We start from the raw sequence: 20843 nt of genomic DNA on the forward strand, positions 1-20843 counted from the left end.
ATATGTAAATAAAGTGGCATGTACGATACATGTCACTTTATTTTTATATATAATTGTTAACGCTTTCTTAAGTCGATGCATTATAATGAAAGTGGATAAATAAGGAGGGCTAACTATGAAAAAATTAATTAAAGATAAACAACAATTTTTAAGTGATATGCTCGAAGGTATAAAAATTGCTCATCCAGAATTAGAAGTTATCAATGACAATGTCGTTGTAAAAAAGAATAAAAAAACAACTGGTGTAACTTTAGTGTCAGGTGGTGGGAGTGGTCATGAACCAGCTCATGCAGGCTATGTTGCTCAGGGTATGTTAGATGCTGCAGTTTGTGGTGAAGTATTCACCTCTCCAACACCAGATAAAATTTTAGATGCTATAAAAGCTGTAGACACGGGTGAAGGCGTGCTTCTCATCGTTAAAAATTATGCGGGAGATGTCATGAATTTTGAAATGGCACAAGAAATGGCAGAAATGGAAGGTATTAATGCTGCTATGGTAGTAGTGAAAGATGATATTGCCGTTTCTGATGTTGAACAAAGACGTGGTGTTGCCGGAACAGTTTTCATTCATAAGTTTGCCGGATTTTTAGCCGATAAAGGTCTATCTTTAACAGAAATTCAAGCAAAAGTAGAAGAACTATTACCTACAGTTAAAAGTATTGGTATGGCATTAACACCACCTATGGTACCAACAACAGGAAAGTATGGTTTTGATATTGATGAGAATGATATTGAAATTGGTATCGGTATTCATGGTGAAAAAGGATTACATCGTCAACAAATGGAACCTATAGATCAGATAGTGACACGATTAGGTGACGCATTATTACAAGAAGTTGATAGTAAAGAAATACTTGTAATGGTAAATGGTATGGGCGGTACACCTTTATCTGAGCTTACAATTGCGACGTCTTATATCAAACAATATTTTGATGCGCATGATATCACTGTCAAATATTGGTATGTAGGTGATTACATGTCGTCATTAGACATGCAAGGATTTTCAATAACAGTCGTACCCTATTCAGAAACACTTTTAAAAGCATTACTAGCGCCAACAACGAGTAGATATTTTAATATTTAATGAATAAATATACAGGATAAGGAGAATCATAATGGATATCCAAAAGATGAAACAACAGTTATTGGATTTAGAAACAACATTTAAAGAGCAAGAAGATGCATTAACTGAACTTGATAGAGCTATTGGCGATGGCGATCATGGTGTTAATATGTTAAGAGGTTTTGAAAGTTTAAAAGATAAATTAGATGACAGTACAATGCAAAGTGTTTTTAAATCGACAGGTATGTGTCTCATGTCAAATATTGGCGGTGCTTCAGGTCCGTTATATGGTTTTAGCTTTGTGAAAATGGCTGAAGTTGTTAAAGACGACATTGACCATAATAATTTAGTAGAACTTCTAGAAACATTTACAGAGGCAATTGCCAAACGTGGTAAGGTAGAACTTAATGAAAAGACCATGTATGATGTTGTTGCACGTGCAAATGAAGCGGTCAAAAAAGGTGAACAAGTTGATTTGAATCGCCTACAAAGCTTTGCAGAAGCAACTGTGGATATGGTAGCTACGAAAGGGCGTGCATCATACTTTAAAGAAGCGTCAAAGGGTTATATGGACCCAGGTGCACAAAGTATGGTTTATATATTACATGCAATAATAGGAGATGAAGCATAATGGCAACGCTTGTAATTATTAGTCATAGTGAACAAATAGCGAATGGTACAAAAGCATTGTTGCAACAAATGGCACCAGATGTAAAAGTCATTGCTAACGGTGGTATGAATGGTGATATTGGGACGTCGTTTGAGACAGTTCAACAGCTAATCAATGGTTTAGAAGATGATGCCATGTGCTTTTATGATATAGGCTCATCCGAAATGAATATTGATATGGCTATTGATATGTATGATGGGAATTATAAAATTGTTAAAGTGGATGCACCAATTGTAGAAGGTAGTTTTACAGCTGCAGTTAAATTATCAATCGGTGGAAATTTGGCGGACGCTATAGAAGAAGTAAATCAAACAACTTTTTAAAATAAATGATATATTAAGCTTAAATTGATTTTTTGAAATGAAAGTTAAGGATATCTGTGATATGATTAATATTAAATGTACGATAAAATCTGGCTAATAGGAGGACATTGCCATGCAACATCTTATAAAGAAACATGTATTGAATGGCGAGTTTGATTTAGTAAGACAATTGATGTCCGAAACAGATTTTATGGAATTTGAAGAAGCATATATTTCAAGTGCTCATGAAGTAGAAAGTATGATGTTTTATACTTGTATTTTAGACATGATGAAAGTGGAAGAAACAGCAGAAATGCATGACTTAGCATTCTTATTGCTTGTTTATCCACTCAGTGACTATGAAGGTGCTTTACATTCTGCGTATTACCATGCAGATTCATCCATAAAACTTACTGACGGAAATGAAGTTAAAAGCTTATTACAAATGTTATTACTACATGCAATTCCAGAGCCTGTTATCTCTGATAAGAAGGCCTTCGATATTGCAAAACGTATTCTTAAATTAGATCCTACCAACAATGTGGCTCGTAATGTATTGAAAGATACAGCGAAACGTATGGATAATGTAGTTGTTGATATTAATGAACTAAATCAACATCGTAACGCACGTTAAAATGTGAATATTAATTTTATGAATAAAAGTCATTGAGATGAGTCATACCGTTTCAATGACTTTTTTATTGTGAATTTATAAATGATATTGTATTAAAATAAATGTGTTTTTAATAAATAAATTATTATAGAATTGTTAGAAAAGTATGAATTTTATATTTTGTAGATTAGTGAAAACAGTTGATATATAAGTCTAAATCGTGGATTTAGGCTTTTTTGACATACTTTGAGTTGGGTTGAAATTAAATAATAGTACGTTATAATTCAAAATATGCGAAACGAAGGAGGTAAACTTTTCATGGGGCTCAATAAAGAAGCTATAAAAATTGGTTTCGCCTATGTCGGCATCGTTGTCGGTGCAGGTTTTTCAACCGGACAAGAAGTGATGCAATTCTTTACACCTTATGGCTTATGGTCATACATAGGTGTAGTCTTATCAGGTTTGATTTTAGGTTTTATTGGTAGACAAGTAGCAAAAATAGGGACAGCATTTGAAGCAACTAATCACGAATCTACATTGCAATATGTCTTTGGCGATAAATTTAGTAAGGTTTTCGATTATATTCTTGTATTCTTTTTATTTGGTATCGCCGTTACGATGATTGCGGGTGCTGGATCAGCATTCCAAGAAAGTTTTAAAGTACCCATTTGGTTAGGTGCATTAATTATGACTGTAGTTATTTATGGCACCTTACTATTAGACTTCAATAAAATAGTAAGAGCTTTAGGTATTGTGACACCATTTTTAATTGTGATGGTTGTATTAGTTGCGGTGTACTATTTGTTTAATGGATCTATACCATTGAATAAAGTTAATGATACTGTCGATAAGTCAAGCGTCATTTTAGGTATTCTCAAAGGTATTCAATATGGCGGCCTTGCATTTGCGGTAGGTTTTAGTACAGTCGTAGCCATTGGTGGGGATGCATCTAAACGAAGAGTTTCAGGTGCAGGTGCGTTATTTGGTGGTATTGTTTATACTATTCTATTAGCATTAATTAACTTTGCTTTACAAGCAGAATACCCACAAATTAAAGATGCTGCTATTCCTACACTTAATTTAGCAAATGAAATCAATCCGTGGATTGGATTAGTATTAACAATTATTATGTTAGCAGTAATGTATAATACTATTTTAGGATTATGCTACTCATTTGCAGCACGTTTTACTGAACCATATAGCAAAAAGTATCATGTCTTCATCATTATTATGATGATTGCTGCCTACATTTTAAGTTTCGTAGGATTCGCTGATTTAATTAACTATTTATATAATATTATGGGTGTAGTCGGTTTATTTATAGTTGTTGCCGTACTTATCAAATATTATAAACGTAAGAGTGATGACAAAAAGCATATTGCATAATGATATGTAATTTGATGTACTTTACAATTAAATGTGATTGATTTAATCTTAAAAGCAATTCATCTTTTTAAATAGAAGATGAATTGCTTTTTTAGCGTAATTAATTAAACGATATAATTGAGCATTGATGAGAGGATTATCCGTCATGAAGGCAAAACATAAATGGTTGTTGATAACAATTGTTGTCATTTTAATAGTAGGTACTAGTATTGGTTTACTATTGAAAACACATTATGATCATGAACATCGACAACAACAAAATAAAGAAAAAGTCCAAATCAATAATAAAAACGTGAAAGTTTTACAGAATATTTCTTATGGTCAAGGTATACCTAATAGTAAACTGGATATTATTATGCCATCTGATATGAATAAAGATAGTAAGTTACCAGTCATCTTTTGGATGCATGGTGGAGGTTTTATTGCTGGCGATAAACAGTATAAAAATCCATTACTATCTAAAATAGCTGAACAAGGTTACATTGTGGTAAACGTCAATTATGCGTTAGCACCTCAATACAAGTATCCTACACCTATTGAACAAATGAACAAAGCGGTCAAATTTATTAAAACGAATGAACATGATTTGCCAATTGATTTTGATCAAGTGATTATAGGTGGCGATTCCGCTGGCGCACAATTAACCAGTCAATATGTTGCTATGCAGACAAATCAGTCATTACGTGATGAAATGAAATTTGAACCGGAATTTAAACCTTCTCAAATTAAAGCGGCGATATTCTTTGGCGGATTCTATGATATGAAGACAGTTAAATCAACAGAATTTCCTAGGATTCAATTATTTATGAGAAGTTATACAGGTACGACAAATTGGGAGAGTAATTTTAAAAACCTATCTCAAATGTCTACAATAAATCAAGTAACCAAAGATTATCCGCCTACATTTTTATCTGTAGGAGATGCGGATCCGTTTTATAGTCAGAATATAGATTTTTATAAAAAATTAAAAGAAAAAGATGTGCCAGCTGAGACATTATTTTATGATGGCTCACATCACTTACACCATCAATATCAATTCCATTTAAATAAACCAGAATCTAAAGAAAATATTAAACGGGTACTCTTATTCTTAAGTAGAAATACATCTTCTTCAGGTGTTGAACGTAATAATCAATCTAATAACAATGAAAACAATAATATGAATCAAGATGTGCAATTAGATCCATTCAGTGAATAAAACAAACCACCGTAAAACGACAATTATAGTCGTTTTACGGTGGTTTTTTATACATGATATATCGTTATCAACTTATTTCATCTAATTATATGATAAAATTCAATATGTAATTACCATAAACAATTAATTTAAAATTTTAGCCATCACGTATTCATTATAATATTTGTTGTTAATATACAGCTTATCTTTTAATTCGCCTTCAATTTGGAATCCAGCGCTCTTAAATAAGTTAACAGCACCATCATTTTCGGGTACCACTGTCGCTTCAATACGACGGATATTATGATTGAGGGACCATGCTTCTATTGCATTAATCAAAGTTTGTCCGACACCATCTTTTTGGTACAGTTTTTTAACACCTAGATATACAATCGCTTCATGGCGTGTACGTTCATATGTTTCAGTACCTACAAAACCGTATCCTACAAGTTGATCGCTACTTTCGACAACAAAAATAGCTTTAGAAGAAGAGGTAATATAATCTTCTAAGCGCTTAATCACTTCGGTAGTACTGGGTGCATACTCACCAGGATTGTAAAATGTGAATTCTGATTCATCATAAATTTTGGTAAGTAAGTCTATAAAATTGTCTACGTCTTTTATACTGATTTCACGAATAGCGTGAGGCATGAAAACACTCCTATATTCATTTAAGTTTCTGCTACTTCTATATTATAATATAAATAAGATAAGTTTGCTTTGAATCGTGTAATTGCACACGATGGAGTGTTCATTATACACAAGGGAGTTTAAAATATGAAACCAAAAGTACTTTTAGCAGGCGGCACAGGCTATATTGGGAAACATTTAAGTTCGGTAATTGAAAATGATGCTGATTTATATGTATTGTCAAAGTATCCAAAACCGGAACATGTTAATGCAACTGATATGACATGGTTACAGAGTGATATTTTTAATTATCAAGATGTCGTTGAAGCGATGAAAGAGATTGATATAGCTATTTTTTATTTAGATCCAACGAAAAATTCAGCGAAATTAACGCAAGCGACAGCGCGAGATCTTAATTTAATTGCTGCTGACAACTTTGGTAGGGCAGCGTCAGTGAATCATGTTAAAAAGTTAGTATATATTCCAGGAAGTCGAAATGATAATCAAACGATGGAACGTTTAGGCGCTTATGGTGTGCCAGTAGAGCGTACGAAATTGGAAATCAAACGTCCTCATATCAATGTAGAATTGCAGGTGTCTAAGTACGATGATGTTAGAACGGCTATGAAAATGGTTTTGCCTAAAAAGTGGACACTTGACCAAGTTGTTGAATACTTTTTTAATTGGTTAAATAAAACCAAAGGAACGATTGTTAAGACGTATCATAGTGATGACCATTATTATATATATTTAAAAAGTAAAAACAAACCATTGGCTATTTTTAAGAAAGTGTTAACAGAGGACAACCTCATCACTTTATATTTAGTTGGTGGTAAGTTAGTCAAATCCAATGCGAAAAAGCAAGGGAAATTAGAGTTTCGATTGCTAAAAAATAACGCAATTGTTTTAGTTCATCTATATGATTACATTCCTAAAATGTTTTGGCCTGTATATTATTTTGTTCAAGCACCTCTACAAGGCATCATGATGCGTGGATTTGAAGTGGATTGTCGCATCAAACATTTTCAAGGACGTGTTCAATCTGGAGAAAAAATTAAGTACACAAAATAATAAGGTGATATGAATGCAAATATTATTAGTAGAAGATGACAATACATTGTTCCAAGAACTCAAAAAAGAATTAGAACAATGGGATTTTAATGTAGTAGGTATAGATGATTTTGGAAATGTTATGGATACATTCGAAGCATTTAATCCAGAAATTGTTATTTTAGACGTGCAATTGCCAAAGTATGATGGCTTTTATTGGTGTAGAAAAATGAGACAAGTGTCTAATGTACCTATTTTATTCTTATCCTCAAGGGATAATCCGATGGATCAAGTCATGAGTATGGAGTTGGGTGCTGATGATTATATTCAAAAACCATTTTATACCAATGTTTTAATAGCTAAACTCCAGGCGGTTTATCGTAGAGTATACGAATTTGGTGTTGAAGAGAAACGTACATTGAACTGGCAAGATGCTGTAGTAGATTTATCAAAGGATAGTATACAAAAAGGTGATCAAGCTATCTTTTTATCTAAAACAGAAATGATCATTTTAGAGATGTTAGTCAATAAAAGAAATCAAATTGTCTCACGTGATACATTGATCACCGCATTGTGGGACGATGAATCGTTTGTAAGCGATAACACATTGACTGTCAATGTCAATCGATTAAGAAAGAAACTATCTGAAATTGGTATGGATAGTGCGATAGAAACGAAAGTTGGTAAAGGGTATATGGCGCATGAATAATTTAAAGTGGTTTTGGTTATTCGTTAAATCGCGATTAAATTGGATATTATGGATTGTATTTATCAATCTAGTCATGATCGGAATTGCGTATATTGATTATGATATTGCAGCAGATAGCGTATGGTATATCGTTGTTCTGAATTTAGGTATGAGTGTATTATTCATCATTTTTACATTTTTTAAGGAATCTAGGTTATCTAAACATTTTTATAAAAATAAAGAAATAGAAGAAATTAAACATAAAGATTTAGCTGAAACGCCATTTCAACAACAAATCGTAGACTATTTATATCGAAATATAACTTCCCAGAAAGATAAGGTATTAGCGCAACAAGTACAAATTAAAAATCATGAACAAAGCATTACAGAATTTGTTCATGATATTAAAACCCCAGTAACAGCGATGAAGTTATTAATTGATCAAGAGCAAGATTCTAAACGTAAACAAGCATTATTATACGAATGGTCACGGATCAATGAAATGTTAGATAAACAATTGTATTTAACAAGGTTAGAAACTCAAAATAAAGATATGTACTTTGACTATGTCTCTTTAAAACGTATGGTTATTGATGAAATTCAGTTGACGCGTCATATTAGTCAGGCTAAAGGTATTGGATTTGAATTAAATTTTACGGATGATTTTAAAGTGTACACAGATTTAAAATGGTGTCGTATGATGATTAGACAAATATTATCTAATTCATTGAAATATAGTGAAGATAATATGATTGAAATGAATGGTAAATGCATAAATCAACATATCGTATTAGAAATAAAGGACTATGGACGTGGTATAAGTAAGAAAGATATGCCAAGGATTTTTGAAAGAGGTTATACGTCTACAGCTAATAGAAATGAAACGACGTCATCAGGCATGGGTTTGTATTTGGTTGATAGTGTTAAATCACAATTAGGGATTGAAATTAAAGTAGAGTCTAGCGTAGGAAAAGGAACTACTTTTAGCCTCATATTCCCACAACAAAATGAAGTGATTGAACGCATGTCTGAAGTGACAACATTGTCATTTTAAACATGCGTTTTGTTACACAGAATTAGCGCATTTGTTATATTCAATCGTTATAATAATATTGAATAGTTATGCGTTTCATTATATTTACAAATGATGTGGCATCAACGTTAAACAGTTGATAATCATAGGAGTGTTAAAGTGGCAATATTAGAAGTAAAACAATTAACAAAAATATATGGCAATCAATATTCACCACAAGAAGTGCTACATGATATTAATTTATCTGTTGAAAAAGGTGAATTTATCTCAATTATGGGGCCTTCTGGTTCGGGAAAAACAACATTATTGAATGTACTGAGTTCCATAGATTATGCAACGCAAGGATCGATTAAATTAAATGGGCAGCCATTAGACAAATTATCAAACAAAGCGTTATCCAATATTCGTAAAAAAGACATTGGATTTATTTTCCAAGATTATAATGTCTTACATACCTTAACGGTAAAAGAAAATATTATGCTACCGTTATCTGTAAAGAAAATAGATAAACAAGAAATGAAACAGCGCTATGAACGAATTGTTGAGGCATTAAATATTAGTGATATCAGTGATAAGTACCCAACTGAATTGTCAGGAGGACAAATCCAAAGAACGTCAGCCGCTAGAGCGTTTATTACTAACCCATCAATAATATTTGCTGATGAGCCAACAGGAGCATTAGACTCTAAAAGCACGCAAGACTTATTAAAACGACTATGCAAAATGAATGAGAAATTTGATACTACGATTATAATGGTTACTCATGACCCCGTAGCAGCTAGTTATTCAAATCGTGTGGTTATGTTAAAAGATGGAAGAATCTTTACTGAAATTTTCCAAGGTGAAGACGATAAACAAACTTTTTACAATGAAATTATTAGAACACAAAGTGTACTTGGTGGCGTGAATTATGACCTTTAAAGAAATTATTTTTAAAAACTTTCAACAAAAGTTTTCGCATTATGCCATATATTTATTTTCTTTAGTTATTAGCGTAGTACTGTATTTTAGTTTTATTACTTTAAAATATGCACATCATTTACATGGCAATCAGAATTATCCAATCATTAAAGAAGGCTCTCAAATAGGAAGTTATTTTCTATTTATCATTATTATCGTATTTATTTTGTACGCGAATCTGTTGTTTTTAAAACGGCGAGGTCGTGAATTTGCCTTATTGCAAACAATTGGTCTTTCAAGATTCAATATTTTACAAATGATTATGATTAAACAATTACTTATTTTTATTGCCACTTCTATTTTAGGAATTATCATTGGTATTTTTGGCTCTAAAATATTGTTAATGATTGTTCTAAGATTACTCGGTATTAACATTACTGTTTCAATCATTTTCAGTGTGTCTGCTATTTTACAAGCAATTTTATTGATTGTTGTGGCGTACATTTTAACTATAGGTCAAAGCTATTTTTATATTAGAAGACGTTCTATTATAGAATTAGCCTCTAATATGACCAAAAGAGAAATCAATCATAATCGTTTTACAATGGGTGAATTAATTTTAGGTGTATTAGGCGTACTCATGATTCTGACAGGTTATTATTTATCGACAACAGTTGTTCAACATTTTAATAGTATTTTTCAGCCATTTGTTATTTTGATATGTACAGTGATTGGGGCGTATTTCTTTTTTAGAAGCACTGTTTCACTAATCTTTAAAGCAATTAAGAAAGTGAGACAAGATACAGTAAGCGTCAACGATGTGATGTTTACAGCACCGATTATGTATCGTATAAAGAAAAATGCGTTTTCTTTAACTGTTATGACAATTATTTCTGCTATTACTGTATCAGTATTGTGTTTTGCAGCGATTAGTCGTGGGACGTTAACCAATGAAGTTCTATTGAATTCGCCACACGATGTGACGTTAAAAGATAAAGAAAAGGCCAATGAATTAGCATATGAATTAAACAATAAAAATATTGAGCATTTTTATAATTATAAAGAAGTTGTTTATAGTAAGTTGTTTAAAGACAAATTATTTGAAAAGGGCATTGCTAAACCATATGAAGTATCTGTAACGAGTGACAAGTATATACCTAATGTTGAAGTGTCGAAGGGTTACACAGATATTATAGTACCTGAAGGTAGAGTAAGTGATGTCATGAAATATAAGAAGCACGGTGTAACACAATTGGGGACACATCAACACTCGATCAAAGTTAAATTAAATAAAGAAATTAACCAAGTTTATTTTATGAGTGATGTTGATTTAGGAGGACCTACTTTAGTATTAAATGACAAAGATTACCAATATTTAAGAAATCATACTAAAGCTAAAAATATTGTGTCTCAATATGGATTTGATATTAAACACAAAAAGGACAGGCCAGAATTGCAAAGTGCGGTAAAAAATGTGGATAAAAATATTGAAACGAGAAGTGAAGCAGCAAGTGAAATTTCAAGTTTAACGGGTATATTACTATTCGTGACATCATTTTTAGGAATCGCGTTTTTAATTGCGGCAGGTTGTATCATATATATTAAGCAAATCGATGAAACAGAGGATGAAATAGAAAATTATTCTATATTGCGTAAATTAGGTTTCACACATCGAGATATGGCCAAAGGTTTGAAATTAAAGGTTCTATTTAACTTTTCATTACCATTAATCATTGCTTTATTACATGCATATTTTGCTTCACTGGCATTTATGTCATTGTTAGGTGCGACCAATCAATTCCCTATATTTATTGTTATGGCAGTGTACACAGCCATTTATGCTGTATTTGCCTTAACAGCTTATAATCACTCTAAAAGGACAATAAGACATTCAATTTAATATTAAATAAAAAAGGATTTCATTGTAATCACAAGATGTACAATGGAATCCTTTAAATATATGATTCGAATGATTATTGCGGGATTTGTTCACTTACAATAGTTTGTTGGTTTAAATCAATATATGAACAAGTACCAGCATTAATATCAATAGACCATTTATAAATACCAGCTTGAGCCATTTCTTCACAAAATGTAGGAAAATCAGTCTGTCCTGCTTGATGACGTGTGAGAATGTCTTTCACTTCTTCAACATGTGAAGTGTCAGCGATAGGATGGGATACTTTCACACCTTCTGCTGTAATCGTTTGACCATCGGTATTTGTATAAACAGAAGTACCATGTTGAATATTCACTTCATTACTAACCATTCCCATATCTTTAAAAGCTTTGAATAGCATTGGGAAATCGGGACCAGTATATTTTTCATGTGCTTCTTGAATTGATTTTAATGTAAATTCCATAATTATCTCCTTTAGTATAGTAATGCTAGTATAAAGTGGAATAGGAGGGATAGCAAAAATTATGGTTTATATTTGGTATATGGGAAATTGATTGAAAGACATCATTTAAAACGTTAAATTATAAAGTGGATTGGTTATTATACTCCTTTTGTGCACATTAGGAAAGTGTATGTAAAATTTTGTTTGCGTATTTGTTAAGAATTTGTAAATTGAATTGTAGTTATGTAAATTTTGTGATATTTTCAAGTAGGAACAAATCGCAATTTATTTGAATGCAATCATCATTGCTTATAACTATGATTTACATAATATTTACAAAATGAAAAAGTGAATCTCCTTTTTTCTGAAAATTGTAAATGTGTTCCTTATAATAGGTCTTATGGAGTAAAAATTTATGAATGTGATTGGCAACAATCGCTCAAATGGAGGATTTTGAATGTTTAGTAAGAAAAAAGATAAGTTCATGGTTCAGTTAGAAGAAATGGTTTTTAATCTTGATCGTGCAGCAATTGAGTTCGGTAAAATGGATTTCAATACACATTTAGATTTGAAAGCATATTCTGATAATATCAAAACTTATGAATCTCATGGTGATGAATTAATGCATCAAGTGATTACTGATTTAAATCAGACTTTTATCACACCAATTGAACGTGAAGATATCTTATCTTTATGTAATGCAATTGATGATGTGTTAGATGCTATGGAAGAAACGTCAGCAATGTTTGAAATGTATTCAATCGAATATACAGACGAATACATGGCTGAATTTGTTGAAAATATTCAAAAAGCAGTTGCAGAAATGAAACTAGCTGTAGGTTTATTAGTAGATAAAAAATTATCTCACATGCGTATTCACTCAATTAATATTAAAGAGTTTGAAACGAACTGTGACGGTATTTTAAGACAATCTATGAAACATATCTTCAACAGTGAAACAGATCCAATCACATTAATTAAAATAAAAGATATTTATCAAAGCATGGAAGAAATTGCAGATAAATGCCAAACAGTCGCAAATAATTTTGAAACTATAATCATGAAAAATAGCTAAAGGGAGTCCTCACTTATGGAATATATTTTAATCGTCACGATAGCTATAGTTATATTTTCATTAATATTTGACTTTATCAATGGTTTCCATGATACAGCCAATGCTGTAGCTACTGCCGTATCTACGAGAGCATTAACTCCAAGAACAGCCATTTTATTAGCTGCAGTTATGAACTTTATTGGTGCTTTAGCATTTACTGGAGTTGCTGGTACAATAACAAAAGATATTGTAGATCCGTTTAAATTGCAACATGGATTGGTTGTTGTTTTAGCAGCAATTATCGCTGCGATTGCATGGAATTTAATTACTTGGTTATATGGTATCCCAAGTTCGTCATCACATGCATTAATTGGATCAATCGCAGGTGCAGCTATTGCTTCAGAAGGATCATTTGGAGTATTACATTACCAAGGTTTCACTAAAATTATTATCGTGTTAATTGTATCTCCAATTATCGCTTTCTGTGTTGGTTTTATTATGTATTCAATTGTTAAAGTCGTATTTAAAAATGCTAACTTAACACGTGCTAATCGTAACTTTAGATTCCTTCAAATCTTCACAGCAGCGTTACAATCATTCTCACATGGTACAAACGATGCTCAAAAATCAATGGGGATCATTACTTTAGCTTTAATCGTTGCTAATATTCAAAACGGTTCAAACGTAGAACCAGCATTATGGGTTAAAATTGCATGTGCTACTGCTATGGGTCTTGGTACTGCAGTCGGTGGTTGGAAAATCATCAAAACTGTTGGTGGTAACATTATGAAAATCAGACCAGCAAATGGTGCTGCAGCTGACTTGTCATCTGCGTTAACTATTTTCGTAGCATCATCATTACATTTCCCACTTTCAACAACACACGTTGTATCTTCATCAATTTTAGGTGTTGGTGCTTCTAACCGTGCGAAAGGTGTTAGATGGAGTACAGCACAACGTATGTTAATTACTTGGGTAATTACATTACCTATTTCTGCAGTATTAGCAGCACTTGTTTACTTTATAATGCATTTCTTCTTAAAATAATATATATAACATAGCGATTTAAATATTTAGGTTGAGCGTTTAAGACATACGCTCAACCTTTTTATATGGTCTATTTTTAGCTATGAAATATAGAGGCTAATGTATTTGATGATAAAACAACTTTCCTCAGTCAAGTAGTGTCTATATTATCGCTCCAGAGAATTCAGTAGAAACATAATAGATGATAATATTTATGATGAGAGTGTCATTATTAAGGTTGATAATGTTAGTTATGGAATAAGGGGGCGTTTCGTCAGGTAAATCAATGGACTTATACCAGAATAGTCGTCTTAGTATTAGATTTATGATGATGATTAATGAGGGGGACATGTCATATATAAGATCAATTTAGACAATTAAAAAACACCAACAAAGTGATATGCTTTGTTGGTGTTAAGCTATTTTTATTAAAAGTATAATTAATGATATAGCATCTCACTTTTTAGTGAATGAATGCATAACTTGATACTTCAGAAGCTGGTATTGTTCTGTAGTTTGTGTTGTAAGGTCCGTTAGTATAGTTCATTTCTGAAATTAAGATACTTCCGTCACCATTCACACGTTCAACGTATGCAACATGACCATATGGACCTGGAACGCTTTGCATAATTGCACCTACTTCAGGTGAATGGTCAACTTGGTAACCATCATTAGCTGCGCCTGTAGCCCAATATTTAGCATCTGACCAATATGTGCTAATTGGTTTACCAGCTTGAGCGCGTCGGTCAAATACGTACCATGTACATTGACCTTCAGTATATAAGTTTTGGTGGTTAAACGATGGTGATTGTGTGCTTGTATTACCTTGTGTAGCAGTTGCACCACCAGAACCAGATCCAGCGCCTGCACCAGAACCGCCATTAGGTATTTTTAAAGTTTGGTTAGGTGTGATTAAATAACCATTTAAATTATTGGCTGACATTAATTCGTTAACTGATACACCGTATTTATTTGCAATGATATTTAATGACTCACCTGATTGTACAGTGTGTGTTGAAGGTGATCCTGATTGTGAAGAAGTGTTTGAACTTGAGCTTTGAGAAGCACTTCCACCTACTGTGATGACTTGTCCAGGGAATACCATATTATTATCTAGATTATTGTTTTGTTTAATACTATCTACAGACGTATTATATTTCTGAGCGATAGTCCATAATGATTCTCCTGACTGTACTTTATGTTGAGTAGAAGCTTCGGCATCGTGATGAGAAAGTGCTGCGGCTGCGCCTGAAGCGGCAGTTACTGCAAAGGCTAACTTTTTCAAAGTGACTCCTCCTTATATTTGCTTTAATATTTTTATTTATAGAAATTAAGTTTAACGATGTATCATCGCGTTTCGTTTTTTTACTACGCTATCCATACTAACAAAAATATTAGTCTCTGTGTGGTTTGTTATTATCTTGTAATATTGTTAACAATTGAGAGTTGAAATATTTCATTTGTGGAAATGTTGATATGACAGTTATGAAGCGGCTTTTTAATTAAAAAATCCAATAATAAATTTTTATAAATTGTAACAAAGTGTATAGTATATATAGAATTACCGACTAAGTATATCTATTTTTCATTATTATTACTTTTTTTAATTAATATATTATTGTAAAATCGTACCATTAGATAAACAAACCATAAATGAAGGAGCAGAATATATGTCACAGACTGCACAACATACAAATGAAACAAAAGATAAACATCGTTCACATGCTTATGCTAAGGTTTGGCTATTCTTCATGTATTATTGGATTATTTTTGGGATTGGTTGTTACTTTGGTCAATTTTTACCTATGGAATGGAGAAGACCCTTATCTCTTGCATTAATGGTCTTAGTATTAATTACCTTAGTGTTTCAGCGTGCACGTAAGTATGGTTTAGTTATTTCGCATATATATGCAATTATATTGGGACTTTTATCATATGCTATGTTTACAAGCTATTTGCAAAATTTAGGACCTGAAGTCTTTTATAAGAATATTATTTTAGCCATTGGTGCTTTTATTGCTTTTGGTATTGTAGGATTCTTTTTAATCAACGATGCATCAAGTATGGGAAGATATTTATTCGTTACTTTATTAGCATTAATTATTGCAAGCATTATTGGGATGTTTATTCATAATCCTATTTTCCATACTATTATTACAGTCGTAAGCTTATTATTGTTCTTGTTATATACCCTGTATGATTTTAATAGGATGAAACGAGGACAATTCTCTCCACGAGAAATGGGCTTTAATTTATTTATCAATCTATTAAATATCATTAAAGATATACTTCGATTGGCTAATCGATTTAGATAATCAAAATAGCGATTGTTCAAAAACAAAGATGTTGGCGTGAAATTAACTATGTGATGTAAAATATTTTCTTAATGTCTTTAGATAAAACATTAAGAAGTTAGCGCCGCATCTTTTTTTATTCGTAATATTTATGTTGTTTTATAACTTAATTTTTTCTAAATATATAAACAAGTATATTTTTTAAATACGTGTTATAATTGCGTTAAATTATTGTGGTTAGGTATTTAGAATGTTAATTAAGTTTGGAAGCTATACTGGGTTTATTAGAAAAGAGAGGGAGAAATATGCCGAATTCTTATTTGCGTATACTTTCTAATGTTGAATATCCGACAACTAGGTGTCAAGACGGGATCATCTTATTTTGGCCATTAGAGAGTGACATGTATGTTCAAAAATTTCGTAAACAAATGACGATTAATAACGACATCTATATCATCAACAATGCTGATGTTTTTAGTGTAAACACAAAAGGTAGAATGATCATGCTATATCTAACAAGTGATTGGTTTACAGAACAAGGTTTTCATTTTTTGAATTCCAATATACGTCCAATCTGATTAAATCTTCTAATTTACTTAAAGACTTGATTTTACAGTTAGCACTCAAACGAATTTGTCAAGATAATCAAGAGATGCTGGATCAACTTACAAGGGAAATTGTTCAAATCATAGGTACAGAAGCAGTTGTAGATAAGGATATTGCAGTTAATCAATACAACTATACATATTATAATGATTTAAAAGAGGAATTAGAATATATCGATAATCACATTGAAACGAGATTGACGTTAAAAGATATATCAACAGATCTTTTTATATCAAAATCAAATATTTCTTCCCAATTCCATCAATTAATAGGTATGGGGTTTAAGAGATATGTAGATACTTTAAAAATTAGTAAGTCAATAGAGATGTTGCTAACCACTAGTGCCACAATTAGTCATATTAGTGACGCATTAGGTTTTAGTAATATGTCTACATTTTCTAAAATGTTCAAAGGCTATTTAGGTGTGACGCCCAATGATTATCGTAAACTTTCAAAATACGATAAGAATGTGATGTTTAAAGTGAATATTGAAACTGATCAAGATATTGAAGCTTTCAAAACATATGTTGAAGATTTAGTAGAGCAACATAATATTGAAAAATATGAAGATATCCAACTAGATATTGGTACGCCTAATAAAGTTAAACCATTTTATAGCACTATTCAAATTCAAACAATAGAAGAAATTCGATATTTATTTTTATATGACAAGTTTGAAAAATATGACTTTTCACGTACTGATGTCATTTTCTATATTGTACCAACACTCACAGAAATTTGTGATGTGATGACATATGACGACAAACGAAAAATTGCAGAGGTTATCATTGAAAAAGGGTTAAGGGTTGCTTTTAATATTGATAATTATAGAGTTATTGATCATTTAGGAATTTGTTTTAATGATGCAGTGTTAAAATTGAAAAATGCTATGAAAGTCATTCCTTATGAATATGAAGTGATTTCAGTATTCAATTTAGATGAAAAGGCAATACGTGAAATTTATAGAGATATTATTAATTTTCAAGATTTGCATATTAATCATGTTATCGGCTTAGATATGACATGTTTGTTAGATGATCCTGTACTATTAAAAACGATAGAATCACAAATTAAGCGATTGAAATTCGAATATTTATTTATTGATAATGCCAAATTAAAAACATCCTATTTAATAGATGAAAATGAACATTTGTTATTAAAAAATGAGATTCAATTAAAGAACTTAAAGGCAATTCTGAATGAAATTGACTTTGTGAAAGAAAAGATGATTTTACTAAATGTAGAAAATCATCAATTAATTAACGATAAAGATAATGATTTAAGCAATAGTTCGCCACTTATCATTGAAACAGTATCGACTTTAAGAGAAACATTTGCTGGATTAGGTTTTAATTTATATGACCATACACACCTTTTTAATACATTACACTTATTTGATAAGAACGGTTTTAAAACAACATTTGGCTTAATATTTAATGAGTTAACTTGGCTGTTCAACCAAGAGTATGTTGATGCAAGTTACTACAAAAAAGTCGAACTCGATGACAGATATGTTTTATGTTTATTTGATTGGAGAATCATCGAAAACGAAGCTACAAATGAGAACTATGAAGATAGTCATGTGTATGTAAGTTTTGAGCAAACGCCTTCGAATAAGCGCTACTTTATATTCATAGGAAAAATAAATAGTTATAGTGGTAACCTAAATCATTTAATATCTAAAGATTTAAGGAATAAATATGACTGGACGAGTGAATTTCTAGATACTATAGATTATTACTTTAAGCCTATGGTAGAAGTGATTGAACATGATTTTACAGAAAAGTCGTTAGACATTAACCTTAGTTATAATTCCTTTTATATGATTACTATATTTAAAAATGAATCTAAAATCAAAAGGGCGTGGCACAACTCAATTTAAATTTATCGGTAATTTTGACAATAGATTAAAAACAAACAGGAAAGACAAATTTTCAGATATTTAGGATAATGTTATTATACGTTGTCTGTTTTATATTTGGGGGTGCAAGTCTTTGAATAAAGAGAAGTTAGATAAGTTATTAGAATTTTATAAACAATATAAAGCATTATCTGAATATATAGATCAAAAATATAAATTAACATTAAATGATTTAGCTGTTTTAGACTTGGCCGAAAAGAATTGCCAAGAAGAACAAATGTTAATGCAAACATTTTTGAAAATTGCAATTTCAGAATTAGAATTGAGTAGAACTAAATTATTAGTATCAATTCGTAGATTGATTGAAAAAGATAAATTAAGTAAAGTAAGATCTAAAGAAGATGAAAGAAAGATATATCTATATATGAATCAAGACAACATGAAAGAATTTAATGCTTTATTCAATGATGTTGAAGAATATTTAAACATTTAAATATCTACATATAAGTTAGTTCCTAATTTTAGGGGCTAATTTTTTTATGTTTAATGATATATCTTCTAGGTTGGTACAATAGTGAGTTCAAACGTTATCAAAGAGATAGGTTACTAGTGGTATATAAACGATGCAAAATCATGTATAATATAGAATGTTAATTATAGAGAATGAAAGCGAGATGACCATAATGGGACGTAAGTGGAATAATATTAAAGAGAAAAAGGCTCAAAAAGATAAAAATACAAGTAGAATTTATGCTAAATTTGGTAAAGAAATATATGTAGCAGCAAAATCAGGTGAACCCAATCCTGAATCTAACCAAGCCTTACGATTAGTATTAGAACGTGCCAAAACATATTCTGTGCCAAACCATATTATTGATAAAGCTATCGATAAAGCTAAAGGTGCTGGAGATGAAAACTATGACCATCTAAGATATGAAGGTTTTGGTCCTAGCGGCTCAATGTTAATCGTTGATGCACTTACAAATAATGTGAATAGAACAGCGTCTGATGTGCGTGCGGCTTTCGGTAAAAATGGTGGTAACATGGGCGTTTCAGGTTCAGTTGCTTACATGTTTGATCATACAGCTACTTTTGGTATTGAAGGTAAGTCTGCAGATGATGTACTAGAAGAGTTAATGGAACAAGATGTAGATGTTAGAGATGTGATTGATGCAGACGGCTTAACAATTGTTTATGCAGAACCAGATCAATTTGCACAAGTTCAAGATGCATTACGACAAGCAGGTGTTGAAGATTTCAAAGTAGCAGAGTTTGAAATGTTACCTCAAACAGATATTGAGTTATCACCTGAAGATCAAGAGACTTTTGAAAAATTAGTAGATGCATTAGAAGATTTAGAAGATGTTCAAAATGTATTCCATAATGTGGATTTAAAATAATGACTAACGCACAATATTGGATTGATCAACTGCAAATGACACCTCATCCGGAAGGTGGTTATTTTAAGGAAAGTATACGCCATGGTTCTATGAATTCAACAAGAGCTGCATTCAGTAGTATATATTTTCTATTAACCTCGAATGATATTTCACATTTTCATCGCATCGATGCTGATGAAGTGTGGTATTATCATGCAGGCGAATCCTTAACTATTCATATGATTATGCCTGACGGTAAATACGAAGCGGTACAATTAGGTACTAATATTGAAGCGGGAAAAGTTCTGCAGTATGTTGTGCCTAAAGGTACAATCTTCGCTTCTTCTTTTGAACATGATGAAGGATTTTGTTTAGTAGGTTGTATGTGTCAACCTGCCTTTGAATATAAGCATTTCGAATTATTTGAAGCACATGAATTATTAGCATTATATCCAGAACATCAAACATTGATAGATCAATATGCCCTAAAAGAGAAATAACTGAATTTCAGCATACCTATGAGAGCACCTTAACTCGTAGGTATGCTTTTTTATGTTAATGTTTAAATGAGTTTTAAAATATATCGTAGTGTCTATCAGTGTTTAAAAAATGATTAGAATTAAAATTAAATAAATTCATAGTAATTTAGTCGTTTTAAAGTAAAATGTCTTGATATGTAGTAGAATATAGATAAATCAATTTTACGACAGAATATAACCAGGTTCGGCATATGATGACATTACAGAACCATTTATATATAATGAGAACA

The 20843-nt window shown here is 31.4% G+C and carries 22 protein-coding genes; 19 read left to right on the forward strand and 3 right to left on the reverse strand.

Features of this window, described 5'->3' with window-relative positions:
- The first annotated feature begins 115 nt into the window (after positions 1 to 115).
- The 6 genes from dhaK to ACJQQZ_RS00695 all read left to right on the forward strand — a co-directional run bounded on the left by dhaK (position 116) and on the right by ACJQQZ_RS00695 (position 5232).
- Complete coding sequence (gene dhaK, locus ACJQQZ_RS00670) at positions 116 to 1084, forward strand: dihydroxyacetone kinase subunit DhaK (protein WP_408023008.1); 969 nt, start codon at positions 116 to 118, stop codon at positions 1082 to 1084.
- A gap of 31 nt (positions 1085 to 1115) precedes the next feature.
- On the forward strand, positions 1116 to 1694 hold the full coding sequence (gene dhaL / locus ACJQQZ_RS00675; RefSeq protein WP_002451021.1) for a dihydroxyacetone kinase subunit DhaL: 579 nt from the start codon (positions 1116 to 1118) through the stop codon (positions 1692 to 1694).
- Positions 1694 to 2056 carry a dihydroxyacetone kinase phosphoryl donor subunit DhaM gene (gene dhaM, locus ACJQQZ_RS00680; protein WP_145505792.1) on the forward strand — a complete coding sequence of 121 codons (363 nt, stop codon included), beginning with the start codon at positions 1694 to 1696 and terminating at the stop codon, positions 2054 to 2056. The genes dhaL and dhaM overlap by 1 nt, the downstream gene beginning before the upstream one ends.
- Before the next feature lie 112 nt (positions 2057 to 2168).
- Complete coding sequence (locus ACJQQZ_RS00685) at positions 2169 to 2669, forward strand: hypothetical protein (protein ID WP_002451019.1); 501 nt, start codon at positions 2169 to 2171, stop codon at positions 2667 to 2669.
- Positions 2670 to 2966: 297 nt separating this feature from the next.
- The gene (locus ACJQQZ_RS00690) at positions 2967 to 4034 is read left to right on the forward strand and encodes a YkvI family membrane protein (RefSeq protein WP_124228526.1); all 1068 of its coding nucleotides are present in this window, start codon (positions 2967 to 2969) and stop codon (positions 4032 to 4034) included.
- Between the two features lie 145 nt (positions 4035 to 4179).
- Entirely contained in the window at positions 4180 to 5232 is a 1053-nt protein-coding gene (locus ACJQQZ_RS00695; protein ID WP_002451017.1) for an alpha/beta hydrolase, read from the forward strand.
- Between the two features lie 123 nt (positions 5233 to 5355).
- On the opposite strand, the gene ACJQQZ_RS00700 is transcribed toward ACJQQZ_RS00695, so the two are convergent.
- Positions 5356 to 5862: a GNAT family N-acetyltransferase gene (locus tag ACJQQZ_RS00700; RefSeq protein WP_075778865.1), complete on the reverse strand. Its 507-nt coding sequence runs from the start codon at positions 5860 to 5862 to the stop codon at positions 5356 to 5358.
- Positions 5863 to 5988: 126 nt separating this feature from the next.
- Between ACJQQZ_RS00700 and ACJQQZ_RS00705 the strand changes: the two genes are divergently transcribed.
- The 5 genes from ACJQQZ_RS00705 to ACJQQZ_RS00725 all read left to right on the forward strand — a co-directional run bounded on the left by ACJQQZ_RS00705 (position 5989) and on the right by ACJQQZ_RS00725 (position 11412).
- Positions 5989 to 6912 (forward strand): NAD-dependent epimerase/dehydratase family protein, encoded by a 924-nt coding sequence (locus ACJQQZ_RS00705; RefSeq protein WP_107536137.1) that lies wholly within the window; start codon positions 5989 to 5991, stop codon positions 6910 to 6912.
- Positions 6913 to 6925: 13 nt separating this feature from the next.
- Complete coding sequence (gene graR / locus ACJQQZ_RS00710; protein ID WP_408023009.1) at positions 6926 to 7600, forward strand: response regulator transcription factor GraR/ApsR; 675 nt, start codon at positions 6926 to 6928, stop codon at positions 7598 to 7600.
- Positions 7593 to 8633, forward strand: coding sequence for a sensor histidine kinase (locus ACJQQZ_RS00715; protein WP_037552000.1), 1041 nt, complete (start codon positions 7593 to 7595; stop codon positions 8631 to 8633). The genes graR and ACJQQZ_RS00715 overlap by 8 nt, the downstream gene beginning before the upstream one ends.
- A 138-nt stretch (positions 8634 to 8771) precedes the next feature.
- The gene (locus ACJQQZ_RS00720) at positions 8772 to 9533 is read left to right on the forward strand and encodes an ABC transporter ATP-binding protein (RefSeq protein ID WP_002451012.1); all 762 of its coding nucleotides are present in this window, start codon (positions 8772 to 8774) and stop codon (positions 9531 to 9533) included.
- Positions 9523 to 11412 (forward strand): FtsX-like permease family protein, encoded by a 1890-nt coding sequence (locus tag ACJQQZ_RS00725; protein WP_206140678.1) that lies wholly within the window; start codon positions 9523 to 9525, stop codon positions 11410 to 11412. Before ACJQQZ_RS00720 ends, ACJQQZ_RS00725 begins: the two co-directional genes overlap by 11 nt.
- Positions 11413 to 11485: 73 nt before the next feature.
- Here ACJQQZ_RS00725 and ACJQQZ_RS00730 read toward each other — a convergent pair whose 3' ends face one another.
- Positions 11486 to 11875 (reverse strand): DUF1398 domain-containing protein, encoded by a 390-nt coding sequence (locus ACJQQZ_RS00730; RefSeq protein WP_124228524.1) that lies wholly within the window; start codon positions 11873 to 11875, stop codon positions 11486 to 11488.
- Positions 11876 to 12311: 436 nt separating this feature from the next.
- Between ACJQQZ_RS00730 and ACJQQZ_RS00735 the strand changes: the two genes are divergently transcribed.
- A complete protein-coding gene (locus ACJQQZ_RS00735; RefSeq protein WP_002433514.1) occupies positions 12312 to 12929 on the forward strand; it encodes a DUF47 domain-containing protein in 618 nt (205 codons plus the stop codon).
- A gap of 15 nt (positions 12930 to 12944) precedes the next feature.
- Entirely contained in the window at positions 12945 to 13955 is a 1011-nt protein-coding gene (locus ACJQQZ_RS00740) for an inorganic phosphate transporter (protein WP_002451009.1), read from the forward strand.
- A 442-nt stretch (positions 13956 to 14397) separates the two neighbouring features.
- Here ACJQQZ_RS00740 and ACJQQZ_RS00745 read toward each other — a convergent pair whose 3' ends face one another.
- The gene (locus tag ACJQQZ_RS00745; RefSeq protein WP_075778869.1) at positions 14398 to 15219 is read right to left on the reverse strand and encodes a LysM peptidoglycan-binding domain-containing protein; all 822 of its coding nucleotides are present in this window, start codon (positions 15217 to 15219) and stop codon (positions 14398 to 14400) included.
- 385 nt (positions 15220 to 15604) lie between these two features.
- On the opposite strand from ACJQQZ_RS00745, the gene ACJQQZ_RS00750 reads away from it, so the two are divergent.
- From ACJQQZ_RS00750 to ACJQQZ_RS00775, 6 genes are all read left to right on the forward strand, one after another.
- On the forward strand, positions 15605 to 16249 hold the full coding sequence (locus ACJQQZ_RS00750) for a Bax inhibitor-1/YccA family protein (protein WP_002451007.1): 645 nt from the start codon (positions 15605 to 15607) through the stop codon (positions 16247 to 16249).
- Positions 16250 to 16533: 284 nt separating this feature from the next.
- Positions 16534 to 16806, forward strand: a complete 273-nt coding sequence (locus ACJQQZ_RS00755) for a hypothetical protein (RefSeq protein ID WP_408023010.1) — start codon at positions 16534 to 16536, stop codon at positions 16804 to 16806.
- 74 nt (positions 16807 to 16880) lie between these two features.
- Positions 16881 to 18716 (forward strand): helix-turn-helix domain-containing protein, encoded by a 1836-nt coding sequence (locus ACJQQZ_RS00760; RefSeq protein WP_408023011.1) that lies wholly within the window; start codon positions 16881 to 16883, stop codon positions 18714 to 18716.
- A 112-nt stretch (positions 18717 to 18828) separates the two neighbouring features.
- Entirely contained in the window at positions 18829 to 19188 is a 360-nt protein-coding gene (locus ACJQQZ_RS00765) for a transcriptional regulator, SarA/Rot family (protein WP_002451005.1), read from the forward strand.
- Positions 19189 to 19378: 190 nt separating this feature from the next.
- Positions 19379 to 20095: a YebC/PmpR family DNA-binding transcriptional regulator gene (locus ACJQQZ_RS00770; protein WP_002451004.1), complete on the forward strand. Its 717-nt coding sequence runs from the start codon at positions 19379 to 19381 to the stop codon at positions 20093 to 20095.
- On the forward strand, positions 20095 to 20574 hold the full coding sequence (locus ACJQQZ_RS00775) for a cupin domain-containing protein (RefSeq protein WP_124228522.1): 480 nt from the start codon (positions 20095 to 20097) through the stop codon (positions 20572 to 20574). Before ACJQQZ_RS00770 ends, ACJQQZ_RS00775 begins: the two co-directional genes overlap by 1 nt.
- The last annotated feature ends 269 nt before the right edge of the window (positions 20575 to 20843 follow it).

The organism is Staphylococcus sp. KUGN1 (assembly GCF_045984185.1).
GTDB classification, from domain to species: Bacteria; Bacillota; Bacilli; order Staphylococcales; family Staphylococcaceae; genus Staphylococcus; species Staphylococcus warneri_A.